This is a genomic window from Xanthomonas vasicola (assembly GCF_000772705.2).
Taxonomy (GTDB): Bacteria; Pseudomonadota; Gammaproteobacteria; order Xanthomonadales; family Xanthomonadaceae; genus Xanthomonas; species Xanthomonas vasicola.
In genome coordinates, this window is sequence record NZ_JSBW02000042.1 from 1 (window position 1) to 17,775 (window position 17,775).

At 64.4% G+C, this 17,775-nt stretch carries 14 protein-coding genes and 2 pseudogenes; 9 read left to right on the plus strand and 7 right to left on the minus strand.

Annotation, left to right across the window (positions count from 1 at the left end):
• A partial coding sequence (locus NX05_RS11780) for a transposase (protein ID WP_162231351.1) occupies positions 1–559 on the minus strand: 559 nt, incomplete at its 3' end.
• Positions 560–675: 116 nt separating this feature from the next.
• On the opposite strand from NX05_RS11780, the pseudogene NX05_RS11785 reads away from it, so the two are divergent.
• A pseudogene (locus NX05_RS11785) lies at positions 676–1,212 on the plus strand (cupin domain-containing protein); the annotation flags it as partial.
• Positions 1,213–1,427: 215 nt separating this feature from the next.
• Here the strand turns inward: NX05_RS11785 and NX05_RS11790 are convergent.
• Positions 1,428–2,072 carry a DMP19 family protein gene (locus NX05_RS11790; protein WP_039432107.1) on the minus strand — a complete coding sequence of 215 codons (645 nt, stop codon included), beginning with the start codon at positions 2,070–2,072 and terminating at the stop codon, positions 1,428–1,430.
• Between the two features lie 141 nt (positions 2,073–2,213).
• Positions 2,214–3,104, minus strand: coding sequence for a phenylalanine 4-monooxygenase (gene phhA / locus NX05_RS11795; RefSeq protein WP_010370761.1), 891 nt, complete (start codon positions 3,102–3,104; stop codon positions 2,214–2,216).
• A gap of 126 nt (positions 3,105–3,230) precedes the next feature.
• Between phhA and NX05_RS11800 the strand changes: the two genes are divergently transcribed.
• Positions 3,231–3,713, plus strand: a complete 483-nt coding sequence (locus NX05_RS11800; protein WP_039432109.1) for an Lrp/AsnC family transcriptional regulator — start codon at positions 3,231–3,233, stop codon at positions 3,711–3,713.
• A gap of 293 nt (positions 3,714–4,006) precedes the next feature.
• Positions 4,007–6,220, plus strand: coding sequence for a TonB-dependent siderophore receptor (locus tag NX05_RS11805; RefSeq protein ID WP_039432111.1), 2,214 nt, complete (start codon positions 4,007–4,009; stop codon positions 6,218–6,220).
• 200 nt (positions 6,221–6,420) lie between these two features.
• Here NX05_RS11805 and NX05_RS11810 read toward each other — a convergent pair whose 3' ends face one another.
• Positions 6,421–6,705 carry a hypothetical protein gene (locus tag NX05_RS11810; RefSeq protein ID WP_010370755.1) on the minus strand — a complete coding sequence of 95 codons (285 nt, stop codon included), beginning with the start codon at positions 6,703–6,705 and terminating at the stop codon, positions 6,421–6,423.
• A 437-nt stretch (positions 6,706–7,142) separates the two neighbouring features.
• Between NX05_RS11810 and NX05_RS11815 the strand changes: the two genes are divergently transcribed.
• The gene (locus tag NX05_RS11815; protein WP_010379807.1) at positions 7,143–8,420 is read left to right on the plus strand and encodes a lytic murein transglycosylase; all 1,278 of its coding nucleotides are present in this window, start codon (positions 7,143–7,145) and stop codon (positions 8,418–8,420) included.
• A gap of 608 nt (positions 8,421–9,028) precedes the next feature.
• On the opposite strand, the gene NX05_RS11820 is transcribed toward NX05_RS11815, so the two are convergent.
• Complete coding sequence (locus tag NX05_RS11820; protein WP_039432214.1) at positions 9,029–10,066, minus strand: patatin-like phospholipase family protein; 1,038 nt, start codon at positions 10,064–10,066, stop codon at positions 9,029–9,031.
• A gap of 135 nt (positions 10,067–10,201) precedes the next feature.
• On the opposite strand from NX05_RS11820, the gene NX05_RS11825 reads away from it, so the two are divergent.
• Positions 10,202–11,614 carry an amidohydrolase gene (locus NX05_RS11825; protein ID WP_039432113.1) on the plus strand — a complete coding sequence of 471 codons (1,413 nt, stop codon included), beginning with the start codon at positions 10,202–10,204 and terminating at the stop codon, positions 11,612–11,614.
• A 28-nt stretch (positions 11,615–11,642) separates the two neighbouring features.
• On the opposite strand, the pseudogene NX05_RS11830 reads toward NX05_RS11825, so the two are convergent.
• Both NX05_RS11830 and NX05_RS11835 read right to left on the minus strand, forming a co-directional pair.
• A pseudogene (locus NX05_RS11830) lies at positions 11,643–12,652 on the minus strand (TIGR00266 family protein).
• 197 nt (positions 12,653–12,849) lie between these two features.
• Positions 12,850–13,695, minus strand: coding sequence for an ABC transporter ATP-binding protein (locus NX05_RS11835; RefSeq protein WP_010379810.1), 846 nt, complete (start codon positions 13,693–13,695; stop codon positions 12,850–12,852).
• A 146-nt stretch (positions 13,696–13,841) separates the two neighbouring features.
• Here NX05_RS11835 and NX05_RS11840 point away from each other — a divergent pair, with 146 nt between their 5' ends.
• The 4 genes from NX05_RS11840 to NX05_RS11855 are packed head-to-tail and all read left to right on the plus strand — an operon-like array spanning position 13,842 to position 17,687.
• The gene (locus NX05_RS11840) at positions 13,842–15,047 is read left to right on the plus strand and encodes a DesA family fatty acid desaturase (RefSeq protein ID WP_039432215.1); all 1,206 of its coding nucleotides are present in this window, start codon (positions 13,842–13,844) and stop codon (positions 15,045–15,047) included.
• 46 nt (positions 15,048–15,093) lie between these two features.
• Positions 15,094–15,432, plus strand: coding sequence for an EF-hand domain-containing protein (locus NX05_RS11845; protein ID WP_104607716.1), 339 nt, complete (start codon positions 15,094–15,096; stop codon positions 15,430–15,432).
• 48 nt (positions 15,433–15,480) lie between these two features.
• Positions 15,481–16,218 (plus strand): ATP-binding cassette domain-containing protein, encoded by a 738-nt coding sequence (locus NX05_RS11850; RefSeq protein WP_039432115.1) that lies wholly within the window; start codon positions 15,481–15,483, stop codon positions 16,216–16,218.
• Positions 16,215–17,687 carry an ABC transporter permease/substrate-binding protein gene (locus NX05_RS11855; RefSeq protein WP_039432117.1) on the plus strand — a complete coding sequence of 491 codons (1,473 nt, stop codon included), beginning with the start codon at positions 16,215–16,217 and terminating at the stop codon, positions 17,685–17,687. The genes NX05_RS11850 and NX05_RS11855 overlap by 4 nt, the downstream gene beginning before the upstream one ends.
• Positions 17,688–17,775 lie beyond the last annotated feature (88 nt).

Genomic DNA, 17,775 nt, shown 5'->3' on the forward strand with positions numbered 1-17,775 from the left:
CATGCCGCTTGGCCAGCAGCACCAGCTTCTTGCGGGCCACCTCCAGCAGACGGCTGTCGGTCGGATAAGCGATCGCCTTTTCCTGCACCGTGGTATCCACGATCACCCGCGACAACTCGCGTGCGTCCACCGCCTGCATGGCATGCGCGGCGTTGATGGTGTGCGCCAGCAACTCTTCCATCCCCGCTTCGCCAAGCCGCTGCCGCCAACGCGTCAGCGAGCTGGCATCGCACGGCAAGCGCGTCTGGAACACGACCTCGCCAGTGAAAAACTGCCAGTACGGATTTTCCAGCCAACGCTCGCACACCGCTTCATCGGACAGGTCGTAGGCGTGCTTGAGGTAGAGCAAACCAGCGATCAGCCGCACCGGCAATGCCGGCCGACCGCCACCGGCCGGGGTGGCCGGCAAGCGCGATGAAAGTGCTTGCTCCAACGCCGTCCACGGCATCCGTTGGCTCAGCTGCGCCAGCGGATGCTGCAGATCGATCTGATTCTCCAGACGCGAACGGAACAACTCGTCGGCGGGTCTGTCTTCGGCAGCAGGACGGCGTGTACGCATGGGCGGAAATTGCAAGAAACCAGCCTTCAGCGTAGCGAACACTGGTAGTTTTAGCACGCCGGTGCAGACATCAAGGCCTTGCGGTCGTTGGGTGGTTGGGGTTTTTCAGGGGCGACTATTTCCTGTTCGTGCCCGACCAAGGCAAGGCCGACGGCACTCACTTCAGCCGCGCCGGCGCCACCGCCATCGCCTGCCTGGTGGTGCACGGCTGGGTGCAGCTGCAGCCAGCGCTCAAACCGCAGCTGCGTCGCGACGCCGATTGCGGTGTCGCGCCCGACATCGGCGCCCAACGCGCTGCACAGGCGCATCCCTCGCTGATGGTGCACGAGCGCGATCTCGCCCGCGAACAACCCGGCCCGCATGGCGGCGCCGGCCCAACCACGGCGTATCCGTTCTTCGCCGACGCACCTGGGTTGAAATTCGTGCTGCGCAAACGCGTGCTGCACAAAGGCGCCGGCATCGGCCTGCACCTGCACAACAAGGATGAGATCTATTACATCGTCAGTGGGCGCGGTTTATACGCGCTGGACGGCAAGCAATACGATGTCGCCGCCGGCGATGCATTGTTGACGCGGCCGGGCAGCACGCATGCCTTGCAGCAAACCGGCGAAGAGCCGCTGGTGCTGTTGCTGGCATATACCGCATCCAAGTAACCGTCGCGCCTCATACGGCGCAGCTGTAATGAGGCGACGCCATATCTTTCATGCGCGCCGCTCTGTCACTCGGAACGGCCTGACTGCAGTGACCTGCTTCCATTTGCAGATTAGCGCGCCGGTGGATCGGCGAAGCGTGGCCGTTCGTATGAGTACCGTATTGCGGCAGTCGTCGCCGCGGCCGGGAGCAAACAGCTGCAAGCGTTTCAACAGCGTCAGGCTTTATCCACCCCGTAATGCGTCAACCCCAGGCGCGCCAGTTCGCCCGAGCGGCGGTAGTAAACCTCTTCCCAGCCATCCACGCGCTGGCGGTCGGTTTCGTTCATGGCATCGAGAATGTCTTCGATGCTGAGCAGGTTGGGATCTTCTTCCAGTCGCTCGAACACGGCGCCCAGGCCTTCGATGGCTTGGCGCAGTTGTGCCGCGCCCATCGCGGCCAGCCCCCGCACCGCATCCTCGCGGGTGGCGGCATCCCAGCGGTCGAAATAGCGCGCGTAGTCGCTCTCGCGCATGTCTGCGTCCAGGCGCGCCAACGCCACCAGTTCGCGTTCGCCAGGCGATAACGCGTCCAGACGTCCGCGCAGGCTGGTGAGTTTTGCCAGCGCCCGCGCGCTGCGGCGTCGCCACAGCAGCTCGGGCATGTTGAGCAGGCCTTCCGGGGTGGGCGGCGCTACTGCGGGCCAATTCACCCCGAAGCCGTCTTCGGTGATCTGCCACTGCGCGCGCTGCGGCTGCGATGCCTTGAGCAATAACCGATGCGCCTGGATGGGCTCGTCGATGCGGATGCCGTTGGCCAGGGTGAACAGCAGGCGGGTGTCGTCCAGCTCCAAGCGCCGGATGCGCAGATGCGTCAGGTCCATTGAGCCAAGGCGGTGTGGGGAGGTTTGACCTTAGTCTGCGTTGGCAACGGTGTCGAGTAGGCGTACGTCACATCGCAGCTTCACCACCGCGCGGCGTTGCAGCTCGCAGCGGCCGGCGGTGCGTTATTCCATACAGTTGCCTCACACGTCGCCGTCACGGCTCCACCCCTCGCCGCTGCCACGCTGGATCACCCGATCGGTCGGCAGCACATCGCCGGCCGGCACCTGCGTCTGTTGCGCAAGATCGGCATAAATCGGCGTGAAGTCCGGCGCGGTGGCCTCCATCAGCTGCGCAAAGCTGTCGATGACGAAATAGGTCTTCTGGAAGCTGTCGATGCGGTAACGCGTGCGCATGATGCGTTGCAGGTCGAACCCGACGCGGTTCGGTGCTGCCGATTCCAGCGAATGCAGCGATTCGCCCTTGGACGATACGATGCCCGCGCCATAGATGCGCAGGCCGTGCGGCGTGTCGATCAAGCCGAATTCCACCGTGTACCAGTACAACCGGGTGAGGTTCTGCAGCGCATCCGGGCCGATGCCGTGCGCCTTGACCCCGCCGCGACCATAGGCCTGCATGAAGTTGGCAAACAGCGGATTCATCAACAACGGCACGTGCCCGAACAGGTCATGGAACAGGTCCGGTTCGGCGATGTAATCGATCTGATCGGGGCGGCGGATCCACCACGTCACCGGGAAGCGCTTGTTGGCCAGGTGATCGAAAAAATCCAGCTCCGGCAGCAGGCCCTGCACGCCGACCAGGGTCCAGCCGGTGGCGGCTTGCAACACCTCGTTAAGCGCATCGAAGCGCGGAATGTGCGTCTGGCCCATGCCCATCGCGTCCTGCGCCTGCAGGAATTCGTCGCAGGCGCGACCGACCAGCAACTCGCGCTGGCGCCGATACAAGGTGCCCCACGTGGCGTGATCGTCGGCGCTGTAGCTTTCCCACGGCTGCTCCACCACGGCGGTGGTGTAGACCGGCACATAGCCTTTATCGGTGAGTTGGTTTTCAACGCGTTGCGGGGCGGTATTCATGCGGCGGCACTTCCGATGATCAGCGCTCACCTTAGCCGGATGTGTGCGCAACGGGATTGCGAATCTTGTGTGGCGCGGCCGTAATAGCGCAAGATTCGTGCGTCATCGCCTGCTGCTGCGCAACATATGGATCAGCCCATCGCTCTGGACCGCACCGATTTGCGCTTGCTTGCCTTGCTGCAGAACCAGGGGCGCACGAGCAATGCCGAGCTGGCCGTGCAGGTCAATCTGTCTGCATCTGCATGCCTGCGACGTACCCAGCGGTTGGAGGCTGCCGGCATCATCGCCGGCTATGGCGCGCGCCTGGATGCCCGCGCGCTGGGGCTTGGCTTGCAGGCTTTCGTGCGTGTGCAGCTGGAGCAGCACGGCCAGGCCGATATCGAACATTTTGCCGAAGGCGTGCGCGGCTGGGATGAGGTGGTGGCGTGTTGGGCGCTCACCGGCGACATGGATTATCTGCTGCAGGTGCAGGTGCGCGACCTCGAACATTTCTCGCGGTTTCTGCTCGATCGCCTGCTCAATGCCACTGGTGTGTCGGATGTGAATTCCAGCTTCGTGTTGCGCACGGTGAAAGCGCCGGAAGGTCTGCCGCTGTCGCATCTGGCATAAGCGGGCCGAAGGGCTGAAGACGCATTGCCTTGCGCGGGTGATGCAACGCTGCAGGCAGCCGCCGCATGTGGTGCGACTTCTCGCTGGCATGCAAGAAATGTCCGGTTGCTTGCCCCGCAAACGATAACGATTTACATTTAACTCACATCTTGGCCGCGTCCGGCCATGTCGTTCGTGTCGCATCGCCAGCCCCTGCAGGGTCAGCCAGTCGGTTCGAGTGGACGCCCGCGTGTGCCTGTGCCTTTCCCTGTTGCGTGACGCGTTGCGTCCGCAGCGATCGACGAGAACCCCCCATGTCTGCTGCCATCGCTCCCCTTGGCCTGTTGTCTGCCGCGCTGCTATGCGCGCTGTCGACCTTGGCTTCCACCGCGTACGCCGACGAGGTCGCCGATGCGACCAACGCCAAGACGCTCGATCAAGTCAGCGTCAACGGTACGGTGAGCCGCGCGCAACCGGCCACCACCACGCGCTTGCCGCTGACCCTGCAGGAAACGCCGCAGTCGGTCAGCGTGATTGGGTTGCAGCGGTTGGAAGAGCAATCGCTTTTCAGCATCGACGATGTGATGCGTCACGTCACAGGCGTCAACGTGTCGTTCTACGACACCCAGCGGCCGTTGTATTTCGCGCGTGGCTTCCAGATCACCGATTTCCAGGTCGATGGCTTGCCGACCTACAGCGGCGCCACCAATCAGGAATACGACACGGTCTTCTACGACCGCATCGAAGTGATCCGTGGTGCCAATGGCCTGCTCAGCGGTGCGGGCATTCCCTCGGCCACGGTCAACCTGTTGCGCAAGCGCCCCGGCAAGGACTTCGACGCCTCGTTTGCAGTGAGCGCGGGCACCTGGGACTTCCGCCGCATGCAGGCCGATGTCAACGCGCCGCTGACCGAAGACGGGCGTTTTCGCAGCCGCGTGGTGGCCGCCTGGCAGGACCGCGATTACTACTACGACCGCTACCACGACAACAAAATGTCGGGCATGGCGGTGCTGGAAGGCGACCTGACCGAGAGCAGCACGCTCACCGTGGGCTACCAGCGCCAGGACAACACCCCGGTGGGTTCGACCTGGGGCACGGTGCCGTTCTTCGCTGCAGACGGCTCCTACGCCAACCTGTCGCGCTCGACCAACATGGCGCCGGAATGGACGCGCTGGCAGCGCGAGACCAGCACCGCGTTCGCCAACCTGGAACAACGCATTGGCGAGGACTGGTTACTGCGCGTCAATACTGCCCACACCAAGGGCACGGTGCAGAGCTTGCGCGTGTACGGCACCGGTTACCCGGCCGCCGATGGCAGCGGGGTGTTTCTACGCACCGGCGCCGGCCAAACGCAGGACACGCGCGACAGCGTCGACGTGTATCTCTCCGGCGGGTTTGCGCTGTTCGGCCACCAGCAAGATGTGGTGATCGGCGGCAGCTGGCAAGACCTGCAATCGACCACGTATAGCGTGGCGCAGCGCTATCCTGCCGATTGGGCGAGCTGCCCCAATGCGTTTGGCCCGCCCGAGCGCTGCTATTTCATTCCCAACATCCGCAACTGGAATGGCGATGCGTCCGAAGTGACGTATACGCGCACCGGCGCGCGTGGCGAGGCACGCACGACCCAGCGCGGTGTGTATGCATCCACACGCTTTCGGCTGGCCGACCCGCTGTCGTTGATTGCCGGCGCGCGACTGAGTTCGTGGGAAACGCGCACCCAGGCTTTCGATGCCAGCGGCACGTACACCGGCACCAGTGGCCGCTATGAAGTGAGCGACGAAGTCACCCCGTACGTGGGGCTGGTCTACGACATCGTGCCGGATGTGTCGGTTTACGCCAGCTACACCGAAATCTTCAACCCGCAGAATTACCGCGACAAGGACAACAACCTGCTTGCACCGGTGGACGGCTCCAACCTGGAAGCCGGCATCAAGGCGCAGTTGTTCGATGGTTATGCGATGGCCACCGCCGCCGTGTTCGAGGCCAAGCAGGACAACTACGCAGTGCGCGACATGACCCAGCCGGAGGCCTCGCTACCGGATGGCAGCTCGGCGTACATCGGCGTGGACGGCACCAAGAGCCGCGGCTGGGAAGTGGACTTCAATGGCGAGGTGCTGCCCGGTTGGACCATCAACGCCGGCTACACCCACGTCAAGGTGACGCGCGCGCCGACCGATGCGATCTACGCTAATCTGCCCGAAGACTACCTGCAGCTTTCCACCCAGTGGCGCCTGCCGGGCGCATGGGACCGGTTGAGCATCGGCGGCGGCGTGAGCTGGCAGAGCGCGGTGCGCGGCTTCAATATCGAACGCCCCACCGGTGACGGCAGCGGCGCCACCACGCCGGTCACCGTGGTGCAGAACCCGTATGCGCTGGTGCATTTCAATGCCAACTACCGCATCAGTGCGCAGTGGACCGCATCGCTTGCGGTGCGCAATGCGTTCGATAAAACCTATTGGGCGAATCTGGATTATCAGAACTACGGCGAACCGCGTTTTGTCAGCGTGTCGCTACGTTGGCGTTACTGAGGTCGATGGCGATGCAGGCGCCTGAGTGAGGCATGGCGCCGAGCGATGACAATTGGCAGAGTCTTTGTGCCGTTGCAGTCGTTCCAACGCCCCGCTTCACGCGGAGCTTTCTTGTGCTTGCGCCAGTCGCCGGCGACGCGTAGCAGCGCGCCGATCAACGTTTTGTACGATGACGGTGTACCCAGACCTCGCAAAGGCGATCAACTGAGACGTCTGCGGCGGATCTGCTCGCGTTCGTCTGCCGTCAGATCATCAATGTGGATGTAGTGGACGCCTAGACCGCGTGGTGCGCTCAGAAGCTGCGATTCGCTCTCGTCCTGGCTATTGTCGGGCGAAGAGATCAGGCCAACGATCGTTCCATGCGGGGCCACCCGCCATAGCGCCACGCGCTGGAAGACGCGTGGCTCATCGGCCTCGGCAGCTTGTGGATAGATGGCGTACCAACCATCGGCAGGCAGGTAGCGATAAGAACCGTAGTCGTTCATAGCGTCTCTAGGCGGATGCGAGATGACGCTCTGATTGTCGATATACGCGGGTAGGCGGGATGCGGGAGTTTCTGATTTGGCGCTGCAGCTACGCATCGGGCCATCTGGGCTTCGCTGCTGCGAGAAGGGTTTCGCGCATGACGCTCAGAGCACCGGATGGGCTGCGAGAGCTAACAGCTACGTGTGGCGGGGCGTTGGGACGGCCAAGCCGCACCTGAGCGGTCGACGCTGGCACCCTGCTCGCAATGCCAATGCGAGCGTGCCGATCGACTCCTCCCGGAGAATTCTTACGGCGACAACGCGTTAGGACGCAATCGGCTATTTTTTACCGGGCGAATCCTGCCTTCCCCTCGCGGTCAAAAATGCATAGCTGCAATAATTATATCCTGGGAACAGGAGGACTAGAGTGGCCGCTCAACCACCACCTCGGGTATCTCATGATCATGCCTTCGCGCCTTTTGCGTTTAACGCTTGGTGTCAGCGTCTGTGTGGCCGCAACTAGCGTAGCAGCGCAAGCCATCGCTCCCGAAACAACCGCATCCTCCGTAACCGACGCCGGTGGGCAACAGCAGGATTCCGCACCCACTGCGAGCTTCGAACAGTGGCTGGCCGACTTCCGCCAGCGTGCGCTTGCCGCCGGCATTGAAGCCACCACGCTGGATAATGCATTCGCTGGTGTCACACCCGATCCATCGGTGCAGAAACTTGATCAACAGCAACCCGAATTCACCAGCTATCTATGGGACTATCTCGACGCGCGTGTTACACCTTCCGCCATCCAGGAAGGACAGCAGCTGCTGATCAGCCAGCACGCCCTCTTCGAGAAGTTGCGGCAGCACTATGGTGTGGATCCGGGCATTCTGACCGCCATCTGGAGCATGGAAAGCGGGTACGGCACGCAGATCGGGGACTTTTATGTCATTCGCTCGCTGGCGACATTGGCGCATGAGGGGCGGCGCACCACATATGGCAACACGCAGCTGCTTGCGGCCCTGCAAATCCTGCAGACGGAAAAAAGCATTGCTCGCTCACAACTGGTGGGTTCGTGGGCCGGCGCCATGGGACAGACGCAATTCATTCCGAGCACCTATCGCGACTACGCCGTCGACGAGGATGGCGACCAGAAGCGGGATGTCTGGAATTCCAAGGCGGACGCGTTGGGCTCTGCGGCGAATTATCTCAAGCAGAACAATTGGACCAGCGCTGTTCCCTGGGGCCAGGAAGTCCATCTGCCAGCCGGCTTCGACTACGCGCAGGCCGACCTGACGATCAAGAAGACCGTCGCCGAATGGCAGCGCCTGGGCGTGGCGTCCCGCAAGCCGATTGCACCCGCACTGGCGCAGCAGCAGGCATCGGTGTTATTGCCCACCGGATACCGCGGCCCGGCCTTCCTGGTGTTCGATAACTTCCGCAGCATTCTGCGCTACAACAATTCCACCGCCTATGCCCTGGCGGTCGGCTTGCTGGCAGATGGCTATGCGGGCAGGGCCGGGGTCGAGCAACCCTGGCCTAAAGACGATCCGCCGCTCAATAGCACGGCCCAGATCACCGAGCTGCAGCAGAGACTGACCGATAAGGGATTCGACGTGGGCGGCATCGACGGTGTGCTGGGGGCGCAAACTCGCCAGGGAATCCGTGCATTCCAGCGTAGCCAGCAATTGCCGCAGGACGGTTACGCCAGTACGTCGCTGCTGGCGCGGCTGCGGGCCGCCTGATCGGGGGATGTACGTCAGAGAAGACGTAGGCGACCCGGTGCTGGGCGGCCCCGCTCGAGCGGCGCAGGGAGTGCGTGGCCCCCCGCGTCGGCCGTACTGCACCCGGGTTGCAGCTGCAGGTCGCCAGCGTCGCCACCCCTGTACCAGGCTAGTACGGGCGCTCGAGAGTCGACGCCGACTTGGTGTGGCCGCTAGGCTACGCACGGCGCCCTGCAGGCACCGCTGACCAGCAGGGGCTACTGAGAGTTGCATCCTCTTTGCCTAGTTGCACTGACTCTGCCAATTCACACGCGACACGCATTGCAGTGCGATGTGTGCGGTGTGGTAACCGGGACGGCATCGCGGCCAGAGCCGCTCCTACAAGAGCGGCGCTGGCCGTGCCGACGTCGCCGATACACCCAAAGACCCCCGCCCCGGTAGGAGCGGCCCCGGCCGCGACCTTGTCCGGCCACCCTCAGTGCATCAACACAAGGCATCAACAACGCAGTCGCTCTACGCATCTGGTTTGAATGCGCGCGTCTCGAAACAGGTGCCCCACGCCCGCTCAGCTCCGCATGAACTTGTGCGGCACCCGCATCAACTGCGCATCGCCTCGCACCGCAGCCGCATCACGGTGCTACGCAGGCCTCTTCCTTGCCGCGCAATTTTTCCCAACGCGAACGTTGTTCCAGGCAGCGCTCGTAAGCCTGCTGCTTTGCCGCTTTCGCCTGGTCGGCGGCGGTCCGTGTGGCGCTGCTGCGCGCCGCCTGCAGCTGCGCGATCTTGGCGCGAATCTGCGGCATCACCGCCATTGCAGCGCGCTCGCCTTCCAGGATTGCCGCCGCACGCTGGTTGAAATCGGCCGAGCCGATCTCGTTGACCTTCGGGCGAACGACCACATCGGCACGTTTGAGTTCGGCCTCGCCCAGGCGCTGGCCCATGATCGAAATCGACTGGTTCACCGTGCCCAGCAGGTCGCCCGGATTCTTGCCGCTGGCTTTGCTGGAAATATCCACCGCCACCACGAATTCGGCACCCAACTGGCGCGCCGCATCCACCGGCACCGGGCTGACCACGCCGCCATCGACGAAGTGATAGTGGCCGATGGTCACCGGCTCGAATACGCCCGGGATGCTGCTGGACGCGCGCACCGCCTGGCCGGCATTGCCGCGCACGAATACGGTGCGTTCGCCATCTTCCAGCCGCGTGGCGACCGCCGCGAACGGCTTGCGCAGTTTTTCGATCGGCTTGCCGCCCAGCTGTTCGTTGACGTAGTCCTGCAGTTTCTGGCCCTGCACCAGCCCACCGGAAAACAGCCGCACATCGCGGATGCTGGTCTGGTCGAGCGCGACGGCCTTTTCTTGCATTTCGAACGCATCCATGCCGCTTGCATACAACGCGCCCACCACGCTGCCGGCGCTGGTGCCGGACACCACCACCGGTGCGAAGCCGTTGGCCTCGAGCATCTTGATCACCCCGATATGCGCAAAGCCCTTGGCCGCACCGCCACCGAGCGCGACGCCGATCTTGATGGGCTTGGGGGCTGCGGCCGAAGGCGCCTGCACCACCGGCGCCGGTGTCGCCGAGCGCGGCTCGCCCCCGCAGGCGCTGAGCAGCCAGGCCAGTGACAGGGACAACAGGACACACTTACTAGGAAAGGCGGTCATGGCGAGCGTGCACAGGGCGCGATGTGGACAGCGGCGCAGCATACACGCCGCAGCCCTGGCCGCCGTCTGCATCGGCGGCGGGCGGCGGGGCGTCGATGCGCAGATATTGCGCGCTGCGCGCACACCTCGCCTGTCATGATGGTATCGGGCGTCCTTGTGTTGATAGCGTACGGCATGAACTCGGCCAACCCCACAGTTTGCAGAAGCATCATCTTCAATCACGTATCGGCGCGGTTTCCGCTGCGTGCACTGGCGCTGTTCCTGCTGGTAGCCGCATCGCCCTGTCATGCGCTGGACGCGGTAGCGGTCAAGCGGCAGGTCGATGGCATTCTGGATCGAGACTATCCACGGTGGGAGGCCCTATACCGGACCGTACACCAGCATCCCGAACTCGGCTTCGAGGAAACCGCGACTGCGCAACGGCTGGCCAAGGAAATGCGCGCGCTGGGGTTTCAGGTCAGCACGGGCATTGGCCGGACCGGGCTGGTGGCGATGTACCAAAATGGCCCCGGCCCCACGATCATGGTACGTACTGAACTGGATGCGTTGCCGATGCGCGAAACCACGGGGCTGGCGTATGCCAGCGACGTCCATCTGCAGTCCAGGGAACGCGATACCTATGTGGCGCATACCTGCGGTCACGACATTCACATGGCGGCCTGGGTCGGGACGGCCGCAACCTTGGTGCAGCTGCGCGCACAATGGCGCGGCACGCTGATGTTCATCGCCCAACCGGCGGAGGAAAAGGGCCGCGGTGCGCAGGCGATGCTTGACGATGGCCTGTTTGCCCGGTTCGGCAAGCCGGACTACGGCTTTGCGCTGCATGTCGGCCCGGACGCCTACGGCCATGTGTTCTACAAGGCCGGGGCGGTGACTTCCAACTCCGATGCGCTGGAGGTGGTGTTCCAAGGCAAGGGCGGGCACGGCGCGATGCCCGCCGCGACGATCGATCCGATCCTGATCGCCGCACGTTTCGTGGTCGACGTGCAGAGCGTGATCAGTCGCGAAAAAGACCCGGCTGCGTTTGGCGTGGTCAGCATTGGGGCATTCAATGCCGGCACTGCCGGCAACGTCATCCCCGACCGCGCGCAGCTGCGCGGCACCATCCGCAGCCAGGACCCCCAGGTGCGCGACAAGCTGCTCGACGGCGTGCGACGTACCGCGCTGGCCAGCGCGCAGATGGCCGGCGCGCCGGCGCCGCAGATCGCCCTGGGCGAGCGCGGGTCCAGGGCGGTGATCAACGATGCAGCGCTGGCCGAGCGTACCGGGGCGGTGTTCGCGCAGGCGTTCGGGGTCGACGCGGAGCGCCAGCGCGAACCGAGTGCCGCCAGCGAAGACTATTCGGCCTTCGTCGCTGCCGGCGTGCCGTCGTTCTACTTCGGCATCGGTGGACTCGATCCGCAGTGGCTGCAGCAGGCCCGGCAAACGGGCGAGCGCATTCCGGTGAACCATTCGCCGGACTTCGCGCCGGTGCCGCAGCCAAGCATCCGGACCGGCGTGGAAGCGATGACACTGGCGGTGATGAACGTGATTCCGCCGCCGTCCTGATCTCGGTGCGGCCGCGCCGGGATGGTGGTCAGAAGTTGTTATCGCCATCCAGCAAGCGGCCCAGTCCGCCCAGCACCGAGCCTTCGCCGCGCTGTTGGCCACCGGCTTGCGGGGCGGCCTGCAACATGCGGCCGGCCATGCGCGAGAACGGCAGCGATTGCAGCCAGACCTTGCCCGGGCCGGTGAGGGTGGCCAGGAACATGCCTTCGCCGCCGAAGAGCATGCTCTTCAGGCCGGCGACACGGCGCACGTCCATGTCCACGCCGGCGTGGTAGGCGACCACGCAGCCGGTGTCCACGTCGATGCGCTCGCCGGGGCCCAACTCGCGTTCGACGACCGTGCCACCTGCATGCACGAACACCCAGCCGTCGCCTTCGAGTTCTGCATAATGAAACCCTCGCCGCCGAACAGGCCGGTGAGGATCTTGCGCTGGAACGCGATGCCCAGCGACACGCCGCGGGCGCCGGCCAAAAAGCTGTCTTTCTGGCAGATTAGCTGGCCCCCATGTTCAGACAAACGCAGCGCCAGCACCGTGCCCGGGTAGGGCGCGGCGAACGCGACCTTGGCCTTGCCGCTGCCGGCGTGCGTGAACACGGTGGTGAACATGCTTTCGCCGGTGACCACGCGTTTGCCGGCCGACAGCAACTTGCCCATCAGCCCGCCGCCGCCGCTCTGGCCGGCATGCGAATCATCGCCGAACACGGTGTCCATTTGCACCGCGGCGTCCTTGTACATGAGTGCACCGGCCTCGGCGATGGCGCTTTCACCCGGGTCCAGCTCGACTTCGACGAACTGCATGTCGTTGCCGACGATGCGGTAGTCGATCTCATCGGCGCGCCCGGCCGCACCGGTCAGCGGTGGCGGCGCGCTGCTGCTGCCATGCAGCTCGGCCAGCTGACGGGCCGGGGTCCAGCCATCGAGCCCATCGCGCCAGGCCAGCGCATTGGGCTGGCGCTGCGCATGCGCGCGGGCGTTGGCATCGTCGAGCGGGCCGATACGCTCGGCCTGTCCGGGAGTATGGAAATACCACTGCGCCATCGGACGACTCCTGTCTGTGTGTGCGGCGAGTCTAAGCGCAACCGCGGCAGATGCGTCCCTTGTCCAAGGTCATGTCTGAAGTGCGTGGTTGGGACGTGGTTGCGGCCCGTCCGGAGCGCTTCGCCGTCGCGATGCCGAGCGTCGGCGAGCAACGCGTGCAAGGACGCGGCCTGTGCGCGCTGCGGGTGGGGCTGCCCTTAGTCGCCCACCGTCGCCCAATAACGCTCGCCATCGCGCTGCACTCGCACTGGGCCGTCGAACACCGCCGACAGGCTGGCATCGGTGAGCAGCGCATCGCGCGTGCCATCAGCCACCACCTTGCCGGCGCGCAGCAGGATCACCCGCGCGATCTCCGGCACGATTTCTTCGATGTGATGGGTCACCAGCACCAGCGTGATGCCTTGTTGGGCGAGATGCCGCATCGTGTTGAGCAGGTGCTGGCGCGCGACCAGATCCAACCCGGTGGACGGCTCGTCCAATAGCAGCGCCTGCGGGCGATTGACCAGCGCACGCGCAATCAGCACCCGTCGGGTTTCGCCGGCCGACAACTCGGCAAATTGCCGGTCCACTAGCGGCAATGCGCGCGCCAGCGTCAGCGCTTCGCGCGCGCGTGCACGCATGTCGTCGCTGATCTCGCGATGTGGCGGCACCACGTAGCTGGCGAAGAAGCCCGACAGCACCGCACTTTCCACATCCAGCCCGGGCATGTCGGCCAGATTGACGCTCAGATCGCCGGTGACGATGCCCAATTGCGAGCGCAGACGATCCACCTGCCAGCGCGTTTGTCCCAGCACTTTCACGGCCGGCTGGCCATCGGCACGCGCCAGCGGGTACAGCTCGCGCGTGATCAATTTGATGAAGGACGATTTACCGCAGCCGTTGGGGCCCAGGATCGCAGTGTGCTGCCCCAGCGCGATGCGTAGACGCAGCGCATGCAGAACACGGACCTGGCCGCGCATCACACTGGCTTGGTCGAGTTCGATCAATGGGGTGGCGTTCGCAACGGCAGCGGAATCGGCAGCATTCTCGGTAGCAACAGTCATACGGGCGACATCAGGCGCAATGGGGAGGGAACGTGTGAACCGCTTTAGAAATGTAGGTGCAACTCTACGCATCCGGAGGGTGAAGTTTGCCGCGATCGCCCCCATCATGTCTGCATCACCCCGAGAGCGCTGCTGTGGAGATGCCGATGTTGTCCGAACCGATCATCGACTTTTTGACGTCAGGCGTTGCGGGGCTGGGGGTGTGGGGCATGCTGGCAGTGCTGCTGGTGTTCACCCAGCTCACCATCTTTGCGGTGACCTTGTACCTGCATCGCAGCCAGGCGCATCGCGGTGTGGATTTCCATCCGGTCATTGCGCATTTCTTCCGCTTCTGGACATGGTTAACCACCTCGATGATCACCCGCGAGTGGGTAGCGATCCATCGCAAGCATCACGCCAAGGTCGAGACCGAGGAAGACCCGCATAGCCCGCAGACCAAGGGCATTTCGCAGGTGTTCTGGCGCGGCGTGGAGTTGTACCGCGAGGCACGCACGCAGCGCGCCGATATCGAGCAGTACGGCAAGGGTGCGCCGACCGACTGGATCGAGCGGCATCTGTACACCCCGCATGCCAACGCCGGCCCGATCGCCTTGCTGGTGATCAATTCCTTGTTGTTCGGGTTGCCGGGCATTGCGTTGTGGGCGATCCAGATGGCGTGGATTCCGTTCTGGGCGGCCGGTGTGGTCAACGGCCTCGGTCACTGGTGGGGCTACCGCAATTTCGAATCGGCCGACACCTCCACCAACCTTACGCCGTGGGCGCTGTGGATCGGCGGCGAAGAACTGCACAACAACCATCATGCCTTCCCGAGTTCGGCACGCTTTTCGATGCGGCGTTGGGAGCTGGATATCGGTTGGGTCGTGATTCGTGGCCTGCAGGCAATCGGCCTTGCCAAGGTGTTGCGGGTGGCACCGTCGCTGGATATCCGCCCCAATATCGCCGTGCCCGATGCCGACACGCTCAAGGCGCTGTTGTCGCACCGCTTCCAGGCCATGACCGACTATCAGCGCAACGTGCTCAAGCCGGCGCTGTGCGAAGAAGCGGCCGCCACCGGCGCCAAGCTGCGCGAGTTGCTGCCGCGCCGCCTGCGCAAGGGCCTGGTCGACGACGGGCGCTGGCTCAAGCCGCAGGCACGTGCGCAGTTGCAGACGTGGGTGGCGCAGCGTCCGCGCATGCGCACGCTTGTCGAGTACCGTGCGCGGCTGACGGCCGTGCTGGAAGCGCGCAGCCACGATGCCTCCGAACGGCTCAGGCAGTTGCAGCAGTGGTGCCACGAGGCCGAAGCCAGCGGCAATGCAGCCTTGCAGGCATATGCGGCACGGCTCAAAGGGTATGCGTTAAGTGGTGCGTAACGCGGGTGGCAGGCGCGCCGTGGTGCGTGCACGCGGCGCGTGCGGCGTGATCGTGCGGACTGGACTGATCGCATGTCTTGCGTCCTTGTCTGCAGTTGCAGCGCATGCCCAGGTGCAGGACAGCCAGCAATATCTGCAACGCATGGACACCGATGGCGATGGACGGGTGAGTCTTGACGAGTATCTGGCCTGGATGAGTTATGCCTTCGACCAGCGCGATACCAATCACGATGGCGTGCTGCAAGGCGATGAACTGCCCGGCCGTCGCGGCAAGCCGATCACCCGCGCGGCGCATCGCGCCACCTTGATCGGGCGTTTCGCGCGGCAGGATGCCAATGGCGATGGTTACCTGAGCGCGCGCGAACTGCTGGCGCCGCCACGCTGATGCGCGCCTTCGCGCGCGTCTGACGCTGCGTTCGGCAAGCTCGGCCGCATGTTCACTCTCGATCAGGTCAGCCGCCGCTACGGCCAAGCCACCGCGCTCGACGCGGTCACGCTGACGTTCGCCAGCGGCGTCACAACTGCATTGATTGGCCCCAGCGGCGCCGGCAAATCCACCGTGGTGCGCATGCTGGTCGGGCTGGAATGGCCGGACAGCGGCACGGTCGCCTTCGACGGCAGGCCGTTGCAGCGCGCCAACCTGCAGGCGCAGCGGCAGCGCATCGGCTACGTGATCCAGGAGGGCGGCTTGTTTCCGCATCTGGACGCGCGTAGCAACGTGAGCTTGCTGGCACAGACGCTGGGCTGGACGCGTGAGCGCATCACCGCGCGCTTGGAGACGCTATGCGCGCTGTGCCAACTGCCAGCGGACTTGCTGGTGCGTTACCCGGCCGAACTCTCCGGTGGTCAGCGCCAGCGTGTCGGACTGATTCGTGCGCTGATGCTGGACCCGCCGGCCTTGTTGCTGGACGAACCGCTCGGCGCGCTCGACCCCATCGTGCGCTACGACCTGCAGGCGCAGATGCGCGAACTGTTTGCGCAGCTGGGCAAGACCGTGGTGCTGGTGACGCATGACGTCGCCGAAGCCGCCTATCTGGCCGATAGCCTGGTGCTGATGCGCGCTGGCCGCGTCGTGCAGCAGGGCAGTGCGCGCGACTTGCTGGAGCAACCAGCCGATGCGTTCGTGCAGCGCTTTCTCACCGCGCAGCGCAGCATTGGCGATGCCGCATGATGGCGCGCGCGCTCATCGCCGTGGTGTTGCTGATCTGCAGCCTCGGCGTGCAGGCCGCGCAAGTCACCATCGGTTCGAAGAACTTCACCGAAGCGGTGATCCTGGGAGAAATCGCCACCGCCGCCGGCAAGCGCGACGGTGTGGATGTCCAGCACCGCGCTCAGCTCGGTGGCACGCGCATTCTGTGGCGCGCGCTGGAGACCGGACAGATCGATGCGTATGCCGAATACACCGGCACGCTGGCGCAGGAACTGCTGCAACTACCCAACGCCAATCAAGCCGAACTGCGCGCCGCACTCGACGCGCGCGGGCTGGCGATGACCGATTCGCTGGGTTTCCAGAATACCTACGCGTTCGGGATGAAGCGCGAACGTGCGCAGGCGTTGGGCATCGCCGCGTTGTCGGATCTGGCACGGCATCCCACGCTCAAGATCGGTTTGAGCAATGAATTCATGCAGCGTGCCGATGGCTGGCCGGGTGTGCGTGCGGCGTACGCGTTACCGCAGAGCGCGACTGGGCTGGATCATGACCTGGCCTATCGCGCGCTGCAGAGTGGCGCGATCGAAGTTACCGACCTGTACAGCACCGATGCGGAAATTCCGTATTACCAACTGCAGGTGCTGCGCGACGACCAGCATTATTTCCCGGACTACCAGGCGATTTTTCTGTATCGCAAGGATCTGGCGCAACGCTCGGCGGCGATGTTGCAGGCATTGCAGGGGCTGCAAGGACGCATCGATGAAGCCACCATGCAGCGGCTCAACGCACAGGTAAAACTGGAGCGGCAGTCCGAAGCGGCGGTTGCCGCGCATTGGTTGGGCGTCACGCCGGCCTCTGAAACGGACTCGCGTGTGACGCGGTTGCTTGTGCATACGCGCGAGCATCTGGCGTTGGTCGGCAGTTCGTTAGGGCTGGCGTTGCTGCTTGCGCTACCGCTGGGCGTGCTGGCAGCACGGCGTCCACGTCTGGGGCAGGTGGTGTTGTCGTTGACCGGTGTGCTGCAGACGCTGCCGTCGCTGGCAGTGTTCGTTTTCATGATTCCGGTGTTCGGGATCGGCGCAAAACCAGCGATTGCTGCGCTGTTTCTATATAGCCTGCTGCCGATCGTGCGCAACACCCATGCCGGGCTGACCTCAATCCCGCGCGAGCTGCGTCAGACCGCGCATGCCATTGGGTTACCGGCGTGGACACGCCTGTGGCGTGTGGAACTGCCGCTGGCCCGCCGCACGATTGTGGCCGGCATCCAGACCGCCGCGGTGATCAACGTTGGCACCGCCACGCTGGGCGCGCTGATCGGCGCAGGCGGCTACGGCCAACCGATTCTCACCGGTATCCGCCTGGACGATATTGGCTTGATTCTGGAAGGCGCCATTCCCGCCGCCGTGCTCGCGCTGTTGGTGCAGGCGGTGTTCGAAGGACTGGAGCGCTGGGTAACGCCGCGTGGGTTGCGGATGAGTCAGCGGCAGTGACGTGCTGTGGGCATCGGTGGCCGCAGGTGTGATGGACATGGGCACGAATGCCCTTCGCGGACGAGCCCGCTCCTAGAAAGGCTGGGCC